We start from the raw sequence: 20,394 nt of genomic DNA on the forward strand, positions 1-20,394 counted from the left end.
AGCGGCGTCCTGCCCTTGCGTTCATTGGCTTGGGACACTCGCCGACACGTCGGCCGGTACAAAGTTCGGCAGTCTAGCGGCCGGACCAGGGGAGAGTCCAAGACGATGAAATCGCTCATTCGCGCCGCAGCCTTCTTCATCGGCACCCTGGCCGCCGCGCTGCTCCCGGGCGTGGCCGCCCAGGCGGGCACCGGCCAGCCGAGCCCCTGGCAGATCAACCTGCAGGGCGCCGCCACGCCGGTGATGGAGAAGATCCACGACTTCAACTACCTGCTGCTCGGGATCATCACGGCCATCGTGCTGTTCGTGCTGGTGCTGCTCGTCATCGTGGTGGTGCGGTTCAACGAGCGCAGCAATCCGGTGCCGTCCAAGACCAGCCACAACACCATGATCGAGGTGGCGTGGACCGTCGTCCCGGTGATGATCCTGGTGCTCATCGCCATCCCGTCCTTCCGGCTGCTGCATCTCGAGCTGAATATCCCGAAGCCGGACATCACGGTGAAGGTGACCGGCCACCAGTGGTACTGGTCCTACGAGTATGTGGACAACGGCGGCTTCGGCTTCGATTCCTACCTTGTTCCCGAGAAGGACCTGAAAGCCGGCCAGCCGCGCCTGCTCACCGTCGACAACGAGGTGGTCGTGCCGGTGAACAAGACGATCCGCATCCAGGTCACGTCGGCGGACGTGATCCACTCCTTCGCGGTGCCCTCTTTCGGCGTGAAGATCGACGCCAACCCCGGCCGCCTCAACGAGAGCTGGTTCAAGGTAACCCGTGAGGGTGTCTACTACGGCCAGTGCTCCGAGCTTTGCGGCCGCGACCATGCCTTCATGCCCATCGCCGTGCGCGCCGTGAGCGAGGCGGACTTCGAGAAGTGGGTGGCCCAGGCCAAGGGCAAGTTCTCCGCCGCCGAGGCGCCGGAGCTCAAGATGGCAGACGCCAGCGCCGCCCGCTGAGCCGGACACGAGATCGCGCCGCCCCGCTTCGCGCGGGACGGTGCCAAAGCGACAAGACGGGACACGGAAAACGTCGATGCCGGGCCGTAGCGCCTGCGTCGGGAGACAAGGAAGCCGGGAATGGCCACTGAGGCAGTCACCCACAGCCACGATTCGCACGCCCACGACGACGACCACATCCCCACCGGGTGGCGGCGCTGGGTCTTCTCCACCAATCACAAGGACATCGGCATCATGTACCTGATCTTCGCCATCGTGGCGGGGATCGTGGGCGGCGCCCTGTCCATCGCGATCCGCATGGAGCTGCAGCAGCCCGGCCTGCAGATCTTCAAGGATCCGCAGACCTTCAACGTGTTCACCACCGGCCACGGCCTCATCATGATCTTCTTCATGGTGATGCCCGCGCTCATCGGCGGCTACGGCAACTATTTCGCCCCGCTGATGATCGGCGCGCCGGACACGGCCTTCCCGCGCATCAACAACATCGCCTTCTGGCTGCTGCCGCCCTCCTTCATCCTGGCGCTCTCGTCGCTGTTCGTGGAAGGCGCGCCCGGCACCAACGGCTTCGGTGGCGGCTGGACCATCTATCCCCCGCTCTCGTCCAAGCTCGGCCATCCCGGCCCGGCCATGGACCTTCTGATCTTCTCGCTGCACCTCGCGGGCGTGTCCTCGCTGCTCGGCGCGATCAACCTCATCACCACCATTTTCAACATGCGCGCTCCGGGCATGACGCTGCACAAGATGCCGCTGTTCGCCTGGGCGCAGCTCATCACCGGCTTCCTGCTGCTGCTGTCGCTGCCTGTGCTGGCAGGCGCCATCACCATGCTGCTCACGGACCGCAACTTCGGCACCACCTTCTTCGACCCGGCCGGCGGCGGTGATCCGATCCTGTTCCAGCACCTGTTCTGGTTCTTCGGCCACCCCGAGGTTTACATCCTCATCCTGCCCGGCTTCGGCCTCATCTCCCACATCGTGTCGACCTTCTCCCGCAAGCCGGTGTTCGGCTATCTGGGCATGGCCTACGCGATGGTCGCCATCGGCGTGGTGGGCTTCGTGGTGTGGGCGCACCACATGTACACGGTGGGCCTGTCCACCGGCACGCAGTCCTACTTCGTGGCCGCGACCATGATCATCGCCGTCCCCACGGGCGTGAAGATCTTCTCGTGGATCGCCACCATGTGGGGCGGCTCCATCCAGTTCCGCACGCCCATGCTGTGGGCGATCGGCTTCATCTTCCTGTTCACCGTGGGCGGCGTGACGGGCGTGGTGCTCTCCAACGCCGGCATCGACCGCTCGCTGCACGACACCTATTACGTGGTGGCCCACTTCCACTACGTGCTGTCGCTGGGCGCGGTGTTCGCCATCTTCGCCGGCTGGTACTACTGGTTCCCGAAGATGAGCGGCTACATGATCCCGGAGTTCTGGGGCAAGCTGCACTTCTGGGTCACCTTCGTCGGCGTGAACCTGGTGTTCTTTCCGCAGCACTTCCTGGGCCTCGCCGGCATGCCCCGCCGCTATGCCGACTATCCGGATGCGTTCGCGCCGTGGAACTTCGTGTCCTCGGTCGGCTCCTACATCTCCGGCGTCGCGGTGCTGATCTTCCTCACCGGCACCGCCCTCGCCTTCATCCGCAAGGAAAAGGCCGGCGACAATCCGTGGGGTCCGGGTGCGACCACCCTCGAGTGGACGCTCTCCTCGCCCCCGCCCTTCCATCAGTTCGAGGTGCTGCCCCGCATCAAGTGATGCCGGGGCAGGGGTCTCCGGCCCGGTCGGCTGGGATGGACATGGAGCCGTGGGGTCCCACGGCTCCCGGGTGACCGGGGAGAAGCGGGGTCCGCCCCTCTCTCCTCGGATGAAGAACGAAAGGCCTGCGGAAAGCGCGACGCCTGCCGCGGGCCGCAGAAGAGCGTCCAGAAGGGCGCATCGGGTTTCTTCCGTACCCTGCGGAGGCGGCGCGCCCCGGACACCGGGGGGCCCGATGGGTATCGGATACGGAGAGTTGCTGGAATGAACGACGATCGGGCAGCCCTGACGACTTCTGAGCCGTATGCCCTCGCGGCGGCCGGCGAGGGGCTTGCCTCGCCGCGCGACTATTTCGAGCTGCTCAAGCCGCGCGTGATGTCGCTTGTCATCTTCACCGCCCTGGTGGGCCTGATGCGGGCGCCCGGCGACGTGCACCCCGTCATCGCCGCCACCGCGCTGCTGTGCATAGCCGTGGGCGCGGGGGCCGCCGGCGCGCTCAACATGTGGTGGGATGCGGATATCGACGCGGTGATGTCCCGCACCCGTGGCCGCCCCATTCCCTCCGGCCGGGTCACGCCCGAGGAGGCGCTGGCCTTCGGCCTGACGCTCTCCGCCTTCTCGGTGGTGGTGCTGGGCCTTCTGGTGAACGCGTTGTCCGGCGCGCTGCTGGCTTTCACCATCTTCTTCTACGTGGTCATCTATTCCATGTGGCTGAAGCGCTCGACGCCGCAGAACATCGTCATCGGCGGCGCGGCCGGGGCCTTCCCCCCGCTGGTGGCCTGGGCCGCCGCTTCCGGCCATGTGTCGCTGGAGCCTCTGCTGCTGGTGGCCATCATCTTCTTCTGGACGCCCCCGCATTTCTGGGCGCTCGCCTTGTTCCGCGCCGACGACTACGCCCGCGCCGGCGTGCCCATGCTGCCGGTGACGGCCGGGCCGGACGAGACGCGGCTCCAGATCCTGCTCTACACCCTCTTCCTCGTGCCGCTCGCGGCAAGCCCGGCCTTCCTTGGCTATGCGAGCCCGGTTTATGGCGCGGTGGCGCTGATCGCCGGCGCCGGCATGCTGACGATGGCCTGGCGGGTCTTCCGGCGGCGCGAGGGGGAGCCCGCGGTGAAGGCGGCGAAGAGCCTGTTCGGCTTCTCCATCCTTTACCTGTTCCTGCTGTTTGCAACGCTCCTCGGTGAGGCGCTGGTGGGCGGCCTGATGCGATGAGCGACAAGATGCCCGAGACCCCGCCGCCCGAGGAGGAGGGCGTGGTCCTCACACCGGAACAGAGCCGGCGCCGGCGCGCGCGCAACATCGCGATCGCCTCCCTGCTCGGGTTTCTCGCGGTGCTGTTCTATGTGGTGACGATCGTGAAGCTCGGTCCGAACGTGCTGCACCGGCCGCTCTAGGGCGGCGGGTGGAGAAAGACCAGGGCAAGCTGGGGTGGGGCCTACATCAGGTGTCGAGGAAGAGGCCATGACGCAGACCAACGAGGGCCCGGCGCCAGCCGCGCCGCGCAGCATGGGGCGCCGCCACGCGGTGGTCGCCGGCGCGTGTGCCGCCTTCATCGCGGCCATGGCGGGCGTCACCTATGCGTCGGTCCCGCTCTACGCCATGTTCTGCTCGCTCACCGGCTTCGGCGGGTCCACCCGGGTGGGGCAGGTCGCACCGGCGGCGGCGAGCGGACGCGAGATCTCCATCAGCTTCGATGCCAATGTGGCGCCAGGCCTCACGTGGGCCTTCTCGCCAGACCAGCGGGAGATGGCGGTGAAGGTGGGGGCCACCAGCATGGCCCATTACACCGCGGTCAACCGCTCCAGCTTGGAGACCCGCGCGAACGCCACCTACAACGTCTCCCCGCCCCAGGCGGGCGCCTATTTCGTGAAGCTCCAGTGCTTCTGCTTCAGCGAGCAGACGCTGGCGGGCAACGAGAAGATGGACATGCCGGTGGTGTTCTACGTGGATCCGGCCATCGAGAACGACCCGGACCTGAAGAACCTCTCCACCATCACCTTGTCCTACACCTTCTTCCCCGCGAAGACGGCGGACAAGCCGGAGGTGCGGGCCAGCGCCCCGGGCGGTTCGGACGGCAAGCCGCTCTAGGGCGGGATTGAGCCGCCGCAAGGCGGGCGAATGCAACGGCCGTGTGATTGGCGGCCGGATCAAGACAAGGCGGCGGAAGCGTCGCCGATGAACCGGGGCGGCCTCCTCCAAGGGGCCGTTTCAGGCGAGACAGGGGAAGGGAGGCCGTTCGAGATGGCCGAGGCACACGTCAAGAACCACGATTATCACGTCGTCGATCCGAGCCCCTGGCCGATCATCGGCTCGGTCTCGGCGCTCATCCTCACAGCGGGTGCCGTGGTGTGGATGCACGGCGGCTCCGCCTTGCCCATGTCGCTGGGCTTCCTCGGCGTCCTCTACACCATGTTCGGCTGGTGGCGGGACATGGTCCTGGAGAGCCGCGCCGGCTTCCACACCCGGGTGGTGGTGCTGGGCCTGCGCTACGGCATGATCCTGTTCATTGCCTCCGAGGTGATGTTCTTCGTCGCCTGGTTCTGGGCCTTCTTCGATGCCTCCTTGTTCGTGGGCGAGGCCATCAACTACCAGCGCATGGATTTCACCGGCGGCGTGTGGCCGCCCAAGGGCATCGAGTCGCTCGATCCCTGGCACCTGCCGTTGCTCAACACGCTGATCCTGCTCACCTCCGGCACCACCGTCACCTGGGCGCACCATGCCCTGGTGCATGGCGACCGGCAGGGCTTGAAGTGGGGCCTGTGGTGCACGGTGATCCTCGGCGTCCTGTTCTCCATCACCCAGGGCTACGAGTATCTGCACGCGCACTTCGCCTTCGCGGGCAACATCTACGGCGCGACCTTCTTCATGGCGACCGGCTTCCACGGCTTCCACGTGATCGTCGGCACCTTGTTCCTCGCCGTCTGCCTGCTGCGCACCTACATGGGCGACTTCACGCCGCAGAAGCACTTCGGGTTCGAGGCCGCCGCCTGGTACTGGCACTTCGTGGACGTGGTGTGGCTGTTCCTGTTCACCTTCGTCTATGTGTGGGCGTCGGGCGGCCACGGCGGTCACTGACACCAGGATTCGGAACGGGCGGAGCGCAGGCGTGCTCCGCCCGTTCCTTCTTCGGAAAATCGCGACCTGCGAGGGGCCAGGCTCCGGAACGCCCTGCGGAGCACCGAACGGGCCGGCTGAAGGAAGCCTCGGCAGATGGAACACCATTACGCACCCATTTCGCCCTTCTCGGCGGGCCTGGCCTGCCGTTGCCCCCGCTGCGGGCAGGGGCCGCTCTACAAGGGCTTCCTCGACCTCGCCCCCTCATGCACCTCCTGCGGCCTCGACTATGGCTTTGCGGATTCGGGCGACGGGCCTGCGGTGTTCGTCATCCTGTTCGCCGGCTTCATCGTGGTGGCACTCGCCTTCTGGGTGGAGGTGAGTTTCGAGCCGCCGCTCTGGGTGCATGCGCTCTTGTGGATCCCCGCCATCCTCGTCGTCACCCTCGGCCTGCTGCGCCCTTTCAAGGGGGTGATGGTGGCGCTGCAGTATCGCAACAAGGCTGCCGAAGGGCGGCTTGACCAGCACACCCCGTGAGCGAGAGTCGCGAGCGCGAGGGCCTGGCCTTGAAGGCCACGGATACCGGGACGCAGCCGAGCCGGCGGTCCCTGCTCGTTCCGGCGCTGCTGGCGACCGGTGCCTTCCTGGTCCTGGTCGGCCTCGGCACCTGGCAGATGGAGCGCCTCGCCTGGAAGGAGGCGCTGCTCGCCCGGGTGGAGGCGCGGATCCACGCCCCGCCGTCGCCCCTGCCGCCGGCAGAAAGCTGGGCGACGCTGACCCGCGAGGGCGACGAATACAAGCGCGTGCGCGTGCGCGGCACCTTCGACCATGCCCGCGAGACCCTTGTGTTCACGGTGCGCGGGGATGATGCGTCGGGGGCCTACAAGGGACAGGGTTATCTCGTGGTGACGCCGTTGCTGCGGCCCGACGGTCCGGCGGTGCTCGTCAATCGCGGCTTCGTGCCGGTCGACCGGCGCGATCCGGCGACACGGGCCGAAGGGCAGGTGGCGGGCGAGGTGGAGGTGACCGGCCTCCTGCGCCTGCCGGAGGAGGCAAGCTGGTTCGTGCCGGCGAACGATCCGTCCCGCAATGCCTTCTACCGCATGGATCCGGCGGGCATCGCCGCGGCGCGGGAGGTGAAGGGCGCGGGCCCCTTCCTCATCGATGCGGATGCGACCCCGGTGCCCGGCGGGCTGCCCGAGGGGGGCGGCACTCGGGTTTCCTTCCCCAACCGGCACCTGGAATATGCGCTGACTTGGTATGGGCTCGCGGCCGCTCTGGCGGGGGTGTGCGGGGCGCTGTTGTGGGCCCGGCGCAGGGCCGGCCAGCGTTGAGACAGGGCGCCGGCGAGCGTGGCCCATTTGCAACGCTTGCCGGCTCATCGCTCCGATGGCCTTGACGCATCAGTTCTTTAACCCTCTCCTGAGGTATGGCTGAAGGGGGCTTCGCCGGGGCGAAACCTTCGCAATTTGCAAACCGCTCGGGCCCAGAATGGCCTCGGGTTTCTGCTGAGGGTTTTCTGATCATGGTCCGGTCGCGGAAGTTGCGTGTCGCCTTGCTCGCTGCGGTGTTCTCCACCGGCGGCCTGACCCTCGCCCACGCGGCCGACCTGTTCTCCCCGCCGCCCGCGCAGCCAGTGGCGCCTTCGGCGAACGAGGACTGGTACATGACCATCGGCGCCTCGGGCCAGGTGGAGCCCACCTATCCCGGCGCCGACGGCTACTCGATCCGGCCCAGCCTCATCTTCTCCGTCCGCAAGGCGAGCCAGCTCAACGTCTTCCGCAGCGTGGACGACAATCCGTCCTTCGCCATCTTCGACACCGGCGTGTTCCGCTTCGGCGCCGTGGGCCGGCTGGACTGGGGCCGCAATGCGGACGATGACTGGCGCCTGACCGGCACCGGCGACATCGGCGTCGCGGTGGAAGGGGGCGCCTTCGCCGAATGGTATCCGGTGGAGTGGCTGCGCACCCGCGCCGAACTGCGCTACGGCGTCGGCGGCTTCGAGGGCGTCCGCGGCCTGCTGGGTGCGGACGTGATCATTCCCTATGGTCAGTGGCGCTTCGCCGTCGGCCCGCGCCTCACCTATGGCGGCTCCGGTTATATGGAGAGCTACTTCGGCGTGAATGCGCAGCAGTCGCTCACCGCCAACCTGCTGGGCAATCCGCTGCCGGTCTACCAGGCGAGCTCGGGCTTCGATCTGGTGGGGGCCACCGCCCAGCTGACCTATAATTTCCGCAACGGCTTCGAGGCGGGCGTGTTCGGCTCTTATGGCGCGCTGCTGGGCAGCGCGGCCTCATCGCCGCTCACCACCGACACCAACCAGTTCATGGCCGGTGTGTCGCTCAGCTACACCTTCAACATCGGCAAGGCCTGGTGGTGATCCGAGGCGCAGGCGCCCCGATCCGGGTCGCCTGGTCCTGGCGAGGGGCCGACCAGCCTGTCGTGCTGGCCGCAGGGTCGCCGCTCTAGAGATCCCCACCCCCGCCGCCGCCGTCACCATCTCCGCTTCCGGCGCTCCCCGAGCCGCCGCCGGGCGTGTCCGGGTGCGCCTGGGGCGATTCGCCTCCTCCTTCGGACGCATGATGGCGCGCGGCGCCTACGGCGAGGATGAAGGCGCCGCCTGCAGCGGCGGCCGCCGCGCCCGTGGTGGCTGCGGAGGAGGTCTCGGGCTCCGTAGCCCGGGCTGGTTCCGACGACGATTCGCGGGCCATTCCGAAATCGCTGGGGGGCGCCACGTGGCGGTCCTGGCGCTGGGCCGGGTCCGGTCTGGCACCCCGCGATGCCTTCCGCCGCAGGGACAGGAACAGGGCCAGCGGCGCACCGATCACCAGCAGTGTCACGAGGAGGGTCGCGTGGTCCAAGCGTGTTCCTTCCGTCTGTCGTTCAACTCTGCCGGCCGCGGAGCACGACGCCGATGTCTCAGCGCTGCTCGCGCCGGGCAAGGAAGGCCAGGCGCTCGAACAGGTGCACGTCCTGCTCGTTCTTCAGCAGGGCGCCGGCCAGCGGCGGAATGGTCTTGCGCACGTCCTTCTCGCGCAGGGTCTCGACCTCCACGTCCTCGGCCAGGAGCAGCTTCAGCCAGTCGATCAGCTCCGAGGTGGAGGGCTTCTTCTTCAGCCCCGGCACTTCGCGCAGATCGTAGAAGAGGCGCAGCGCCTCGGACACCAGCCTCTGCTTGATGCCGGGGAAATGCACCTCGACGATGGCGCGCATGGTGTCCGGGTCCGGAAAGCGGATGTAGTGGAAGAAACAGCGGCGCAGGAAGGCGTCCGGCAGCTCCTTCTCGTTGTTGGAGGTGATGATGACGAGCGGGCGCCGGGCCGCCTTCACCTGCTCCCCCGTCTCGTAGACGTGGAACTCCATGCGGTCGAGCTCCTGCAACAGGTCGTTGGGGAACTCGATGTCCGCCTTGTCCACCTCGTCGATGAGCAGCACCGGCCGCACGTCGGAGGCAAAGGCCTGCCAGAGCTTGCCGCGGCGGATGTAATTGGCGATGTCGTGCACCTTGGGGTCGCCGAGCTGGCTGTCGCGCAGGCGCGCCACCGCGTCATACTCATAGAGGCCCTGCTGCGCCTTGGTGGTGGACTTGACGTGCCATTCCAAGAGCGGCGCCCCGAGGGCGGATGCGATCTCCTGCGCCAGCACGGTCTTGCCGGTGCCGGGCTCGCCTTTCACCAGGAGCGGGCGTTCAAGGACGATGGCGGCGTTGACGGCCACCTTCAGGTCATCGGTGGCGACATAGCTCTGCGTGCCCTCGAACCGCATGGATCTCCATCCCTCCCGCGCGGCGATTTTCGCCGCACCGCAGCGTCCGCACCGGGGCGCCCCGCGTCAAGTCCCGCAGCGCGGGATCACGCGAGGCGCTTCACAACCAGTGATGGCGGTTGTCGAGGGCCTGCGGCGTGGATATAAGCGCGGCGACCTGGGAGCTTCATCCCTGCCGGGAGCCGGCGCGCCGGCCTTCCGATGGGAACCGCTCTCGTTCGTTGACGGGGCAGGGCTCGCCCCGGCCGCGGTCATCGCGAGATGAGGGGCCTGGCGACCCTGCGCGGGAACAGGCCCGCCCGTCCGGCGCGACGGGGCGGGCTCAGTTCCGGCAATTGAAACCGGAGCGTTGTCCGACAGGGTGGCGAACCTTGTCGGAGAGCGGTCCGGGGGTGCAGCGACCGCTTATTGAGGACCTTGCTGATGTCGATCCATATCGACGAGGACTATCGGCCCCGCGAGGACGAGCCCTTCATGAACGACAGGCAGCGCGAATATTTCCGCGTGAAGCTGTTGCGCTGGAAGGACGACATCCTGAAGGAGGCCCGCGAGACCCTGCAGCACCTTCAGGACGAGAACCAGAACCATCCGGACCTCGCGGATCGGGCCTCGTCCGAGACCGACCGGTCCATCGAGCTGCGCGCCCGGGACCGCCAGCGCAAGCTGATCGCCAAGATCGACGCCGCGCTCCAGCGCATCGAGGACGGTACCTACGGCTATTGTGAGGACACGGGCGAGCCCATCTCCTTGAAGCGGCTGGAGGCTCGTCCCATCGCCACCCTCTCGGTGGAGGCGCAGGAGCGGCACGAGAGGCGTGAACGCGTCTATCGCGACGATTGATTCCGGCGCCGCGCCCGTTCCGACGGGTCCGGGCCAGCGGTTCCGCAGAAACAGAAAAGGGCCGGCGACGGATGCGTCGCCGGCCCTTTCATTTCAAGCACGCGGGCTCAGCGGCTGCGGGCGGTGTTGCGGCCGAGCAGGTTCGCCATTTCGGCATCGAAGTCATCCAGCGGGTCCACGGCCGGCTCGGGCGTGGCAGTCACCGCCGGGGCGGCGGGCGGGCTCGCGGGTGCCTCCCCCGCCCGGGGGGCCGCAAGGCGCGGCTCGATGGCAGGCGCTTCCAGGCTCGGACGCACATCGGCGGCGGGTTCCGGCGCCTTGCGGGATTCGGTCTCGACCTCCGGCGCCTTCACTTCCAGCGCGCGGATGGCGGGCTCCCGCACTATCCCTTCGCGCGCGGCTCCCTCGCGTAGGAACGAGAACTCGCGGCGCGGCGCTTCCTCGCGGGTGGCCGGCTCCGTGCCCTGGCGGAAGGTGAATTCGCGCGGGCGCAGCGCGGGTTCGGGGCGGGCAGGCCTCTCGGCGGGCTCCGCCGCCTGGCGCTCGGAGCGCGGCAGCGGGTCAGGCCGCACACGCGGCTCGCCGCCGATGCGCGGGCTCTCGCTGCGGGGGCGGGACTGGAACACGAAGCGGGCGGGGGCCCGCTCGGCCGGCGGTTCGGCGGCAGCCTCGGGCTCCAGCTTCAGGCTCGGCGCAGGCGCGGGGACGGGCTCCTCCTTCGCGGCGGCCTCAGCCTCTGGGCTGTCGCCGAGGAGGTCCGACAGGCTGAGCTGCGGCGGCGTCCCCGGCGAATCCTTGAGGGCGGCGTCGAGGCGCTGGGCCATGGCGTCGAGGCGGCTGGACGGGGTCGCCGCCACCGGCTCGGGAGCCGTCTCGGCGCGGGCTGCGCTCTCTGCGGCCGGCTCCACCTTAGGCTCGACCTTCTGCTCCCCCCTGGGCTCGGTGGAGAACAGGCGGCGCGCCGGCTCAGCCTCCCGCGGCTGCGGGGCAGGGGCTTCGCGTACCGGCGCCTCGCGCACGGGCGCTTCGGTGGCGCCGACGACCGGGCGAGTCGGCTGGCGGGGGGTGGACATGGTGCCATCGCCGCGCAGCAGCGGCTTGCGGCCGAGGAACGGCCGGCGCTCCTCGTGCGGGGCCGGCTCGGGGGAGGGCGCAGCGATGGTCGGGGCGGGCGCGGCGGGGGAAACGGGTGCCGGCTCGGCCTTGGCGGACTCTTCCGGAATGGAGGGCAGGGCGGCCGGCTCGGACGGGGCCTCGGGGAGGGCAGCCAGTGCCGTAGGCGTGGCGGCGGAGAGGCGCTGGCGGCTGGAGGGCCGCTGCAGGGCCGGGGCTTCCCGGCCCGAGCTTTGGGCCACCGCCCCGAAATTCACCGGCGGAGAGACCGCGGCCGGCGGTGCCTCGTCTCGCGCGGTGATCTGCGGCTCGACCACGAGGTCGCTGTTGCCGCCGATGAGCAGCAGGTGCTCCACCTCGTCCCGGCGGACCAGGACGAGCTTGCGGCGCTGGTCGACCGCGACGGTGTCGAGCACCGCGAGGCGGGGGCCGGACCGGCCACGGCCGGCGTTCGCCCGTCCGCGCGCCGCAAGGCGACGCATCACCACGACCGTCACGCCGAGCAACGCGGCGATCACCGCCAGCGCGACGGCGACCCGGATGGGGAACGCGAGTTCCGTACCGAACAATTGCTGTAGCATCCTGCCTCCGCTTTCTGCCTCGGGTCCATGAGGCGATCGTCGCGCCGTACCGGCCGCGGATCGAATGCCACTCTCTACCCGAAAACCTTCCGACCGGCGCTGCCGGGACCCAACGCGCCGACCCGACCCAGAGCTACCCTGGCTGTCCGCTGCTGAGGCGGCACGCAGGATGTCACGAACCTAGGTCACAGGACCTAAGGTTTTGTTGATAATCATGGCAGGATTTAAGTCGGTGGCGAATCTGCCCAAGAAAGCGCTTGTCCGGCGTGGGCGGGACCGGCAGGGGAGGCTAGGCTGGGTCTCATGAGTGATCGCAGGAGCGGGCGCATGTCGACAGGTCGGGCGAAGCGGGGCAGCAGGCGCCGCCTTCCCCTCGCAAGGGTTGCGCAGCTCATCGCGGCACTGGCGGGCGGCTTCGCTGCCTCGGCGATCTTTGCGGACAGCTCCTCCACCGTGCTTTCGGCCCTGGTGGCCGCGCTCGCCGTGGTGGGGGCCTTCGAGTTGGCGATGGCGCTGCGTCGTGCCATCTCGGGCGGCGAGGCCAAGGACACGCTCGGCGTGGCGGCGCTTGAGGCGTCGGGCGACGCCATGGTGGTGGTGGAGGATGGCGAGCGCGTCGCCGAGGCCAATACCGCCTATCTGCGCATGAGCCGCAGCGCGCCCGCTGAGGCCCCGACCCCCGAGCGTTTCCTCGCCCGCGTGCCGGGCAGCCAGGGCCTCGTGGGGGAGATGCTGGACGCGGTGGCGCGGGGTGTCGTCCACAACCGCTCCATTTCCTTCGCCACCGGCCAGCGTGGCCGGCAGCTCGAGGTGTCCGTGCATCCGCTGGAGACGCCGCGCCGCGTCCTGTGGACGCTGCGCCTCGCCGAGGAGCCTGCGCCGCCCCAGCCGGCACCCGCTCCCGCCCCCCAGGATGAGGCGGGCAGCGAGCTGGTCGCCTTGTGGGAGCACGCGCCGGTGGGCATCGTCCGCCTCGCCGCGGATCGGGTGCTGGTGCCCAACGCGAGCTTCTGCCGGATGCTGGGCTATGCCCTGGCGGACATCGGCCCGGACGGCCTGGATGTGCGCGAGGTGGTGGCCCCGGAAGATCTGTCCCGTCTCGCGACGGCCCGTGCCGATCGCCGCGGGCGCGGCGCCCTTGTGCTGACGTTGACGCGCAAGGACGGGACGGCGTTGCCGGTGCTGATGCGGCTGCACCTGCCGCAGGAGGGCGCGGGTGTCCAGTCCGTGACCGCGGCCGTGCTGCCGCTCGATGCCGTGCGCGATCTCCTGCCGGCGGCGGAGCCCGCGGCCCGGATCGATGCCGACAGCGACCTCTTCTTCCAGAGGGCGCCGCTCGCCATGGCGCTCATGGACGCCTCCGGGCGCGTGCGCGCCGCCAACGCCGCCTTTACCCGGCTGTTCGGGCGGGAGGCGGCCGGGCGTCCGCTGTCCGCCCTGGTCTCCGAGAGCGCCGCCGCCGAGGCGCTGCTCGCCGGCGCCCCCGCGGCCGGCGCGCCGGCGGAGCCCTGCGACGTGACCGTGGCCGGCGGGGGCCATTCCGCCCGCCTCTATGCCGCGCCGCTGGGGTCGGCCCCCGGAAGCGAGATCGCCCTGTGCGCCATCGACACCACCGAGCAGAAGCAGCTGGAGGCGCAATTCACCGAATCCCAGAAGCTGCAGGCGGTGGGGCACCTCGCCGGTGGCGTGGCGCACGATTTCAACAACATGCTCACCGCCATCCTGGGCTATTGCGACCTGCTGCTGGCCAAGCACCGGCCGAGCGATCCCTCCTTCCCGGATCTCATGCAGATCAAGCAGAACGCCAACCGCGCCGCCGGCATGGTGGGGCAATTGCTTGCCTTCTCCCGCCGCCAGACCCTGCGCCCCAAGGTGATCGAGCTGACGGACGTGATCTCGGATGCCGCAGCCCTGCTGCGCCGGCTCATCGGCGAGCGGATCACGCTGGAGGTGCAGCACGCCCGCGAGCTGTGGCCGGTGAAGGTCGACAAGAACCAGTTCGAGCAGGTGATCATCAACCTGGCGGTGAACGCCCGCGACGCCATGCCGGACGGCGGCGTGCTCACCCTGCGCACCGAGAACGTGCCGGCTGGCGCCTGCGCGGCCTATGGCCAGCGCCTGCCTGCCGCCGACTATGTGCTGGTGGAGGTTTCGGACACCGGCACCGGCATTCCGCCCGAGATCATGGACAAGATCTTCGAGCCCTTCTTCTCCACCAAGGAGGTGGGCAAGGGCACGGGGCTCGGCCTCTCCACGGTCTACGGCATCGTGCAGCAGACCGGGGGCACCATCCTCGCCGAGAGCGAGCTGGGGCGCGGCACCACCTTCCGGGTGTTCCTGCCGCGCCACGAGGGCGCGGCGGAAGAGGCGCCCCGCTCGACGGAACCGGAGACGAAGATCGCCGATCTCAGCGGGCATGGGCGCGTCCTGCTGGTGGAGGATGAGGATGCGGTGCGCGCCTTCGCCAGCCGGGCGCTGGCCAATCGCGGCTATGAGGTGCTCTCGGCGTCCAGCGGCGTCGAGGCGCTGGAGGTGATTGCGAAGGCCGGCAAGGTGGACCTCGTCGTCTCCGACGTGGTGATGCCCGAGATGGACGGCCCCACCCTGCTGCGCGAGCTGCGCGCGCGCGATCCCGGCCTCAAGGTCATCTTCATCTCCGGCTATGCGGAGGAGGCGTTCGCGCGCAACCTTCCCCCCACCGAGCATTTCTCCTTCTTGCCCAAGCCTTTCTCCCTCAAGCAGCTGGTCGCGACAGTGGCCGAGACGCTTCGCGCTTAAGTCAGGTGGACGGCGCCTGGGAGATTGCGCATTGTCTAGCCTGAGCGTTCCGGTGCGACGGGTTGAGAGGCCTTGAAGGATCGGCGCGGAGGAGCCTCGAAGACCTTGAGGGCGCCGGCCCGGCTGCCGCCCGCACAAGAAGGGGAGGGCGTCATGACACTGCAACGACGACGCCGCGAGCTGGCGGGATGGTCCCGTCTGGCCGTGGCGCTGGCATTCGGATGGACCACGAGCGTCTATCCGGCGCTGGCGCAGACGCCACCGGCCCCGGACCCAGGCCCGCAGCCGACCGCCGTGGCGCCGCCGGCCGATGCGCCCCTCCCGGCCCCCGCTGTTGCGCCGCCGCCACCCGCGCAGGCGGGCGACGCCCAGCGCTACACCCTGGCGGAGCTTGAGCCCCTTCTGGCGCCCTATGCGCTCTATCCGGACACGCTGCTGGCACAGATGCTGCCGGCCACCGTCTATCCGCTGGAGCTGGTGCAGGCCCAGCGCTGGATCGAGCGCAATCCAGCGGCCGTGAAGAAGGGCAATTTCGACAGCGCCGATTCCCAGAAGTGGGATCCCTCGGTCAAGGCGCTGGTGCGCTTTCCCACCGTCGTCGCGAAGCTGAACGAGGATCTCGATGCCACCTCCATGATCGGCGCGGCGTTCCTGGCGCAGCCCGAGGACGTTTCGGTGGCGATCCAGACCCTGCGCGCCAAGGCCGAGGCGGCGGGCACGCTGAAAAGCAACGACAAGCAGGTGGTGACCACCCGGCAGGAGGGTGGCCGCAATGTCGTCTACATCACGTCCGCCGATCCGAACGTGATCTATGTGCCCCAGTACGACCCCTACAATATCTACACGGCGGCGGGTGTCGGCCTGCTCGCCTTCGGGGCTGGCGTGCTGGTGGGCAATGCCTGGAACAATTCATGGAACTGGGGCCGTGGCTGGGTCTACCCGCCGCCGTGGCCCGGCTATCCCGGCTGGCGTCCGCCGCCGCCGCGCCCCCCAGGTCCCGGGCCGGGTCCAGGCCCCTGGCCCGGCCCTGGGCCGGGCGGCGGCAACCCGTGGAAGCCCAATCCCGGCAAGCCTCTACCGGGCCAGCCCGGCGGTCCCGGTTGGCCGGGCAAGCCCGGTGGTCCGGGAGGCCCAGGCGGGCCAGCAGGTCCGGGAGGCATCGGCGGTCCCGGCAAGCCGGGAGGTCCGGGTGGCCCTGGCGGCATTGGCGGACCCGGCAAGCCTGGCGGCCCCGGTAGCCCCGGCGGCATCGGTGGCCCGGGTAAGCCCGGCGGCGCTGGCTCCAAGCCGGGCGGCGGGGCAGGGGCGAGCGGCGTCAAGAAGGGGGGCGGTGCTCAGCAGCTCAAGAAGGGCGGCGGTGGCAAGTCCGGAGGGGCGAAGCCGCAGCAATTCCGCGGCGGTGGCGGCGCCAAGATGCGTGGTGGCAGCGTCCACGTGCGCAGCGGGGGCGGCGGTGCCAAGGTCGGAGGTGGCCGCGGCGGGGCGCGTCCGCGTCGCTGACCGAGTCCAGGCTCGGGCGTTTCCAGGAGCCCGGCCGGCGCGACTCGCTCGCGCCGGCCTTTTTGCAGCAGGGCACCTGCCGTTCCCGGCGCCGTGCACAATTGCCTGCGGGCTGGCGCACACGGCATTGTGTCGCACGGCAAAGGCGGCGCTTGGGGGCGCCCTGACAGCCACGGGCAGGACCACCGCGGGCCGGCGCATGCCGGATTGTGGCGGTTCAAGGGCACTTGATGCGTTGCCATCCGATGGCGCGGCGGCAGCGGTGTGCGGCGCACCCGCGAACCGCCTCGCGCGTCACGGCCTTGTCTGCCGGACCGGCATCGCACCTTCGCCGAAGCGCGCACTTGCCTCCCATCTGGCGCTGCGATAAGGCTGCGGCGTCGTTTCGAATTCCTCTAGCCGAACGGCGCGGTAACGCTTCAAGCGCATCGCCCGGATTGTCACACTCCGACAATTTGCGCCGCTTCAAGCTTCGATCCAGCGCCCCGAGGTGCGAGCAAAATGAACGCGTTGCTCATGGATTATCTGCCGGTGGTGATCTTCATCGGCGTCTCTCTGGTGATCGGGCTCGCGCTGCTCGTGTCGCCGTTCCTCGTGGCCTATCAGAATCCGGATCCGGAAAAGCTGTCGGCCTACGAATGCGGCTTCAACGCGTTCGACGATGCGCGCATGACCTTCGATGCCCGCTTCTATCTGGTGGCCATCCTCTTCATCATCTTCGACCTGGAAGTGGCCTTCCTGTTCCCGTGGGCCGTCACGTTCGGCGGCCTCGGCGATCTCGGCTTCTGGTCCATGATGCTGTTCCTCGGCGTGCTCACCGTCGGCTTCATCTATGAATGGCGCAAGGGAGCTCTGGAATGGGATTGACCCCTTCGGCCACCAAGCCCGAGATCGCCCCCGCCCCCAAGGGCATCGTCGATCCCTCCACCGGCCGCCCCGTGGGCGCGGATGATCCCTTCTTCAAGGAGATCAACGCCGAACTGGCGGACAAGGGCTTCATCCTGACCACCGCGGACGACCTCATCACCTGGGCGCGCACCGGCTCGCTCATGTGGATGACCTTCGGCCTCGCCTGCTGCGCCGTGGAGATGATGCAGGTCTCCATGCCGCGCTACGACGTGGAGCGCTTCGGCTTCGCCCCGCGCGCCTCTCCGCGCCAGTCGGACGTGATGATCGTCGCCGGCACGCTGACCAACAAGATGGCCCCCGCGCTGCGCAAGGTCTACGACCAGATGCCGGAGCCGCGCTACGTCATCTCCATGGGCTCCTGCGCCAACGGCGGCGGCTACTATCACTTCTCCTACGCTGTGGTGCGCGGCTGCGACCGCATCGTGCCGGTGGACATCTATGTCCCGGGCTGTCCGCCCACGGCCGAGGCGCTGCTCTACGGCGTGCTGCTGCTGCAGAAGAAGATCCGCCGCATCGGCACCATCGAGCGCTGAGCCGGGAGCTTTCACATGGACGAGACCCTGAAAGACCTCGCCGCGCACGTATCGGCGGCCCTGCCCGGCGCCATCCTCGATACCAGGCTGGCCTTCGGCGAGCTGACGCTCGTGATCGAGCCGTCGCAGATCGTGAAGACCGTGACCTTCCTGCGCGATGACCCCGCCTGCCTGTTCACCTGCATCATCGACGTGTGCGGCGTGGACTATCCGGCGCGCGAGAAGCGTTTCGACGTGGTCTACCACCTTCTGTCCGCGAAGCAGAACCTGCGCATCCGCCTGAAGGTGGAGACGGGCGAGGACACGCCGGTGGCATCCATCACCCCCGTGTTCCCGGGCGCCAACTGGTTCGAGCGGGAAGCCTACGACATGTATGGCATCCTGTTCACCGGCCATCCCGAGCTGCGCCGCCTGCTCACCGACTACGGCTTCGACGGGCATCCCCTGCGCAAGGACTTCCCGACCACGGGCTTCGTGGAGGTGCGCTACGACGACGAGCTGAAGCGCGTCGTCTACGAGCCGGTGCGCCTGCCGCAGGAGTTCCGCAACTTCGACTTCCTCTCCCCGTGGGAGGGCGTGGAATACGTCCTTCCCGGTGACGAGAAGGCCTCGGGCCAGCCGCCCGCCCCCCCCAAGGCCGGCTGAGGGAGCGCCCCATGGTTGACATCGCCGACGAGATGAAGCCGGCGGACAAGGTCCGCAACTTCCAGATCAATTTCGGCCCGCAGCACCCGGCTGCGCACGGCGTGCTGCGCCTCGTGCTGGAACTGGACGGCGAGGTTGTCGAGCGGGTGGACCCGCATATCGGCCTCCTCCACCGCGGCACGGAAAAGCTGATCGAGGCGAAGACCTATCTTCAGGCCGTGCCCTATTTCGACCGGCTCGACTATTGCGCGCCGATGAACCAGGAGCATGCCTACTGCCTCGCGATCGAGAGGCTGCTGGGCATCGAGGTGCCGAAGCGCGGCCAGGTGATCCGCGTTCTCTACTCCGAGATCGGGCGCCTGCTCTCCCACCTCCTCAACGTGACCACGTTCGCCATGGACGTGGGCGCGCTGACCCCGCCGCTGTGGGGCTTCGAGGAGCGCGAGAAGCTCATGATCTTCTATGAGCGCGCCTCCGGCAGCCGCATGCACGCAGCCTACTTCCGGCCCGGCGGCGTGCACCAGGACCTGCCCCGCGCGCTGGTGGAGGACATCGGCGCCTTCTGCGACCCGTTCCTGAAGCTGGTTGCCGACCTCGATGCCCTCGTCACCGAGAACCGCATCTTCAAGCAGCGCACCGTGGATATCGGCGTGGTTTCGCTCGAGGATGCGCTGGCCTGGGGCTTCTCCGGCCCCGTGCTGCGCGGTTCCGGCGCCGCCTGGGACCTGCGCCGCGCCCAGCCCTACGAGTGCTATTCCGAGCTCGACTTCGACATTCCGGTGGGCCGTCACGGCGACTGCTATGACCGCTACGTGGTGCGCATGGAAGAGATGCGCCAGTCCACCAAGATCATGAAGCAGTGCGTGGAGCGCCTGCTGAAGGAGCCGGGCCCCGTCTCCACCACGGATTGCAAGGTCTCCCCCCCCAGCCGTGGTGAGATGAAGCGCTCCATGGAAGCGCTCATCCACCACTTCAAGCTCTATACCGAGGGCTTTCACGTGCCCGCCGGCGAGGTCTATGCCGCCGTCGAGGCGCCCAAGGGCGAGTTCGGCGTCTATCTCGTCTCCGACGGCAGCAACAAGCCATACCGCTGCAAGATCCGCGCTCCGGGCTTCGCCCATCTGCAGGCGATGGATTTTCTCAATCGTGGCCACATGCTCGCCGACGTATCGGCGGTGCTGGGCTCGCTCGATATCGTGTTCGGGGAGGTCGACCGCTGATGGCCCGCCTTCTCCTCTCCCTTCGCCCGATGCCGGCGTGCGCTCCGCGCGCGGCTCGTTCCGGGATCTGAGCCATGTCCGTCCGCCGCCTCGCCGCAGAGCAGCCCGAGAGCTTCGCCTTCACGCCGGAGCTTGAGGCCATCGCGCAGAAGCTGATCGCGAAATATCCGGAGGGCCGCCAGGCCAGCGCCGTGGTGCCGCTGCTCTGGGAAACGCAGAAGGCTGCCGGAGGCTGGCTGCCCGAGCCGGCGCTGCGCGCCGTGGCGGATCGCCTCGGCATGGCGCACATCCGCGTGCTGGAGGTCGCCACCTTCTACACCATGTTCAACCTTGAGCCGGTGGGGAAGTATTTCGTGCAGCTGTGCGGCACCACGCCCTGCATGCTGCGCGGCGCGGAGGAAATCCGCGAGGTCTGCAAGAGGAAGATCGGCCACGAGCGGCATGTGTCCGCCGACGGCACCTTCTCCTGGCTTGAGGTGGAGTGCCTGGGCGCCTGCACCAACGCGCCCATGGTGCAGATCAACGACGATTATTACGAAGACCTGACGCCCGAGAATTTCGAGAAGCTGCTCGACGATCTCGCGGCTGGCCGTCCCGTGAAGGTCGGTCCGCAGAATTCCCGCAAGGGCTCCGAGCCCGAGGGTGGTCCCCGCGTGCTGCTGGATCCCGCGCTCTACACGCGCGGCCCGGGCGCGCCGGCGACCGCCGAGGCGCCCGCTGCCGCCGACGCCGGCAAGCCCTCCGGTGGGGAGGAGTGAG

Annotated in this window: 19 protein-coding genes; 17 read left to right on the forward strand and 2 right to left on the reverse strand. The window is 68.9% G+C overall.

The genetic code is table 11. The annotated features are described in order from the left end of the window. The first annotated feature begins 105 nt into the window (after positions 1 to 105). The 9 genes from coxB (at position 106) to V5F59_RS08240 (ending at position 8,131) form a co-directional block, all read left to right on the forward strand. A complete protein-coding gene (gene coxB, locus V5F59_RS08200) occupies positions 106 to 954 on the forward strand; it encodes a cytochrome c oxidase subunit II (RefSeq protein WP_393982051.1) in 849 nt (282 codons plus the stop codon). Between the two features lie 120 nt (positions 955 to 1,074). Further along, positions 1,075 to 2,697, forward strand: coding sequence for a cytochrome c oxidase subunit I (ctaD, locus tag V5F59_RS08205; RefSeq protein WP_393982050.1), 1,623 nt, complete (start codon positions 1,075 to 1,077; stop codon positions 2,695 to 2,697). A 264-nt stretch (positions 2,698 to 2,961) separates the two neighbouring features. Next, complete coding sequence (locus tag V5F59_RS08210) at positions 2,962 to 3,909, forward strand: heme o synthase (protein WP_393982049.1); 948 nt, start codon at positions 2,962 to 2,964, stop codon at positions 3,907 to 3,909. Next, positions 3,906 to 4,091: a cytochrome c oxidase system small membrane protein gene (locus V5F59_RS08215; RefSeq protein ID WP_393982048.1), complete on the forward strand. Its 186-nt coding sequence runs from the start codon at positions 3,906 to 3,908 to the stop codon at positions 4,089 to 4,091. The genes V5F59_RS08210 and V5F59_RS08215 overlap by 4 nt, the downstream gene beginning before the upstream one ends. 67 nt (positions 4,092 to 4,158) lie before the next feature. Further along, positions 4,159 to 4,785: a cytochrome c oxidase assembly protein gene (locus V5F59_RS08220; protein ID WP_393982047.1), complete on the forward strand. Its 627-nt coding sequence runs from the start codon at positions 4,159 to 4,161 to the stop codon at positions 4,783 to 4,785. Between the two features lie 153 nt (positions 4,786 to 4,938). Further along, on the forward strand, positions 4,939 to 5,772 hold the full coding sequence (locus V5F59_RS08225; protein ID WP_393982046.1) for a cytochrome c oxidase subunit 3: 834 nt from the start codon (positions 4,939 to 4,941) through the stop codon (positions 5,770 to 5,772). 135 nt (positions 5,773 to 5,907) lie between these two features. Next, positions 5,908 to 6,288, forward strand: a complete 381-nt coding sequence (locus tag V5F59_RS08230) for a DUF983 domain-containing protein (RefSeq protein ID WP_393982045.1) — start codon at positions 5,908 to 5,910, stop codon at positions 6,286 to 6,288. After that, positions 6,285 to 7,085, forward strand: coding sequence for an SURF1 family protein (locus V5F59_RS08235; RefSeq protein WP_393982044.1), 801 nt, complete (start codon positions 6,285 to 6,287; stop codon positions 7,083 to 7,085). The genes V5F59_RS08230 and V5F59_RS08235 overlap by 4 nt, the downstream gene beginning before the upstream one ends. Positions 7,086 to 7,276: 191 nt before the next feature. Next, a complete protein-coding gene (locus V5F59_RS08240; protein WP_393982043.1) occupies positions 7,277 to 8,131 on the forward strand; it encodes a MipA/OmpV family protein in 855 nt (284 codons plus the stop codon). A gap of 539 nt (positions 8,132 to 8,670) precedes the next feature. Here the strand turns inward: V5F59_RS08240 and V5F59_RS08245 are convergent. Further along, entirely contained in the window at positions 8,671 to 9,516 is an 846-nt protein-coding gene (locus V5F59_RS08245; RefSeq protein ID WP_393982042.1) for an AAA family ATPase, read from the reverse strand. Positions 9,517 to 9,939: 423 nt separating this feature from the next. On the opposite strand from V5F59_RS08245, the gene dksA reads away from it, so the two are divergent. Beyond that, positions 9,940 to 10,356 (forward strand): RNA polymerase-binding protein DksA, encoded by a 417-nt coding sequence (dksA, locus tag V5F59_RS08250; RefSeq protein WP_393982041.1) that lies wholly within the window; start codon positions 9,940 to 9,942, stop codon positions 10,354 to 10,356. 107 nt (positions 10,357 to 10,463) lie between these two features. Here the strand turns inward: dksA and V5F59_RS08255 are convergent, their stop codons facing one another. Then, positions 10,464 to 12,050, reverse strand: coding sequence for a flagellar biosynthetic protein FliO (locus V5F59_RS08255; protein ID WP_393982040.1), 1,587 nt, complete (start codon positions 12,048 to 12,050; stop codon positions 10,464 to 10,466). A 327-nt stretch (positions 12,051 to 12,377) separates the two neighbouring features. On the opposite strand from V5F59_RS08255, the gene V5F59_RS08260 reads away from it, so the two are divergent. The 7 genes from V5F59_RS08260 (at position 12,378) to nuoE (ending at position 20,393) form a co-directional block, all read left to right on the forward strand. Further along, positions 12,378 to 14,828 (forward strand): hybrid sensor histidine kinase/response regulator, encoded by a 2,451-nt coding sequence (locus V5F59_RS08260; RefSeq protein WP_393982039.1) that lies wholly within the window; start codon positions 12,378 to 12,380, stop codon positions 14,826 to 14,828. Positions 14,829 to 14,981: 153 nt separating this feature from the next. Next, positions 14,982 to 16,328 carry a DUF3300 domain-containing protein gene (locus tag V5F59_RS08265; protein ID WP_393982038.1) on the forward strand — a complete coding sequence of 449 codons (1,347 nt, stop codon included), beginning with the start codon at positions 14,982 to 14,984 and terminating at the stop codon, positions 16,326 to 16,328. A gap of 501 nt (positions 16,329 to 16,829) precedes the next feature. After that, positions 16,830 to 17,195 (forward strand): NADH-quinone oxidoreductase subunit A, encoded by a 366-nt coding sequence (locus tag V5F59_RS08270; RefSeq protein ID WP_393982037.1) that lies wholly within the window; start codon positions 16,830 to 16,832, stop codon positions 17,193 to 17,195. Beyond that, complete coding sequence (locus tag V5F59_RS08275) at positions 17,186 to 17,770, forward strand: NuoB/complex I 20 kDa subunit family protein (RefSeq protein WP_170218789.1); 585 nt, start codon at positions 17,186 to 17,188, stop codon at positions 17,768 to 17,770. Before V5F59_RS08270 ends, V5F59_RS08275 begins: the two co-directional genes overlap by 10 nt. A gap of 15 nt (positions 17,771 to 17,785) precedes the next feature. Next, positions 17,786 to 18,415, forward strand: coding sequence for an NADH-quinone oxidoreductase subunit C (locus V5F59_RS08280; RefSeq protein ID WP_393982036.1), 630 nt, complete (start codon positions 17,786 to 17,788; stop codon positions 18,413 to 18,415). Between the two features lie 32 nt (positions 18,416 to 18,447). Further along, complete coding sequence (locus tag V5F59_RS08285) at positions 18,448 to 19,635, forward strand: NADH-quinone oxidoreductase subunit D (protein ID WP_393982126.1); 1,188 nt, start codon at positions 18,448 to 18,450, stop codon at positions 19,633 to 19,635. Between the two features lie 74 nt (positions 19,636 to 19,709). After that, the gene (gene nuoE / locus V5F59_RS08290; RefSeq protein ID WP_393982035.1) at positions 19,710 to 20,393 is read left to right on the forward strand and encodes an NADH-quinone oxidoreductase subunit NuoE; all 684 of its coding nucleotides are present in this window, start codon (positions 19,710 to 19,712) and stop codon (positions 20,391 to 20,393) included. Position 20,394: the final 1 nt, after the last annotated feature.

This window comes from Xanthobacter nonsaccharivorans, from assembly GCF_043194755.2.
In the GTDB taxonomy this organism is placed as follows: Bacteria; Pseudomonadota; Alphaproteobacteria; order Rhizobiales; family Xanthobacteraceae; genus Xanthobacter; species Xanthobacter autotrophicus_G.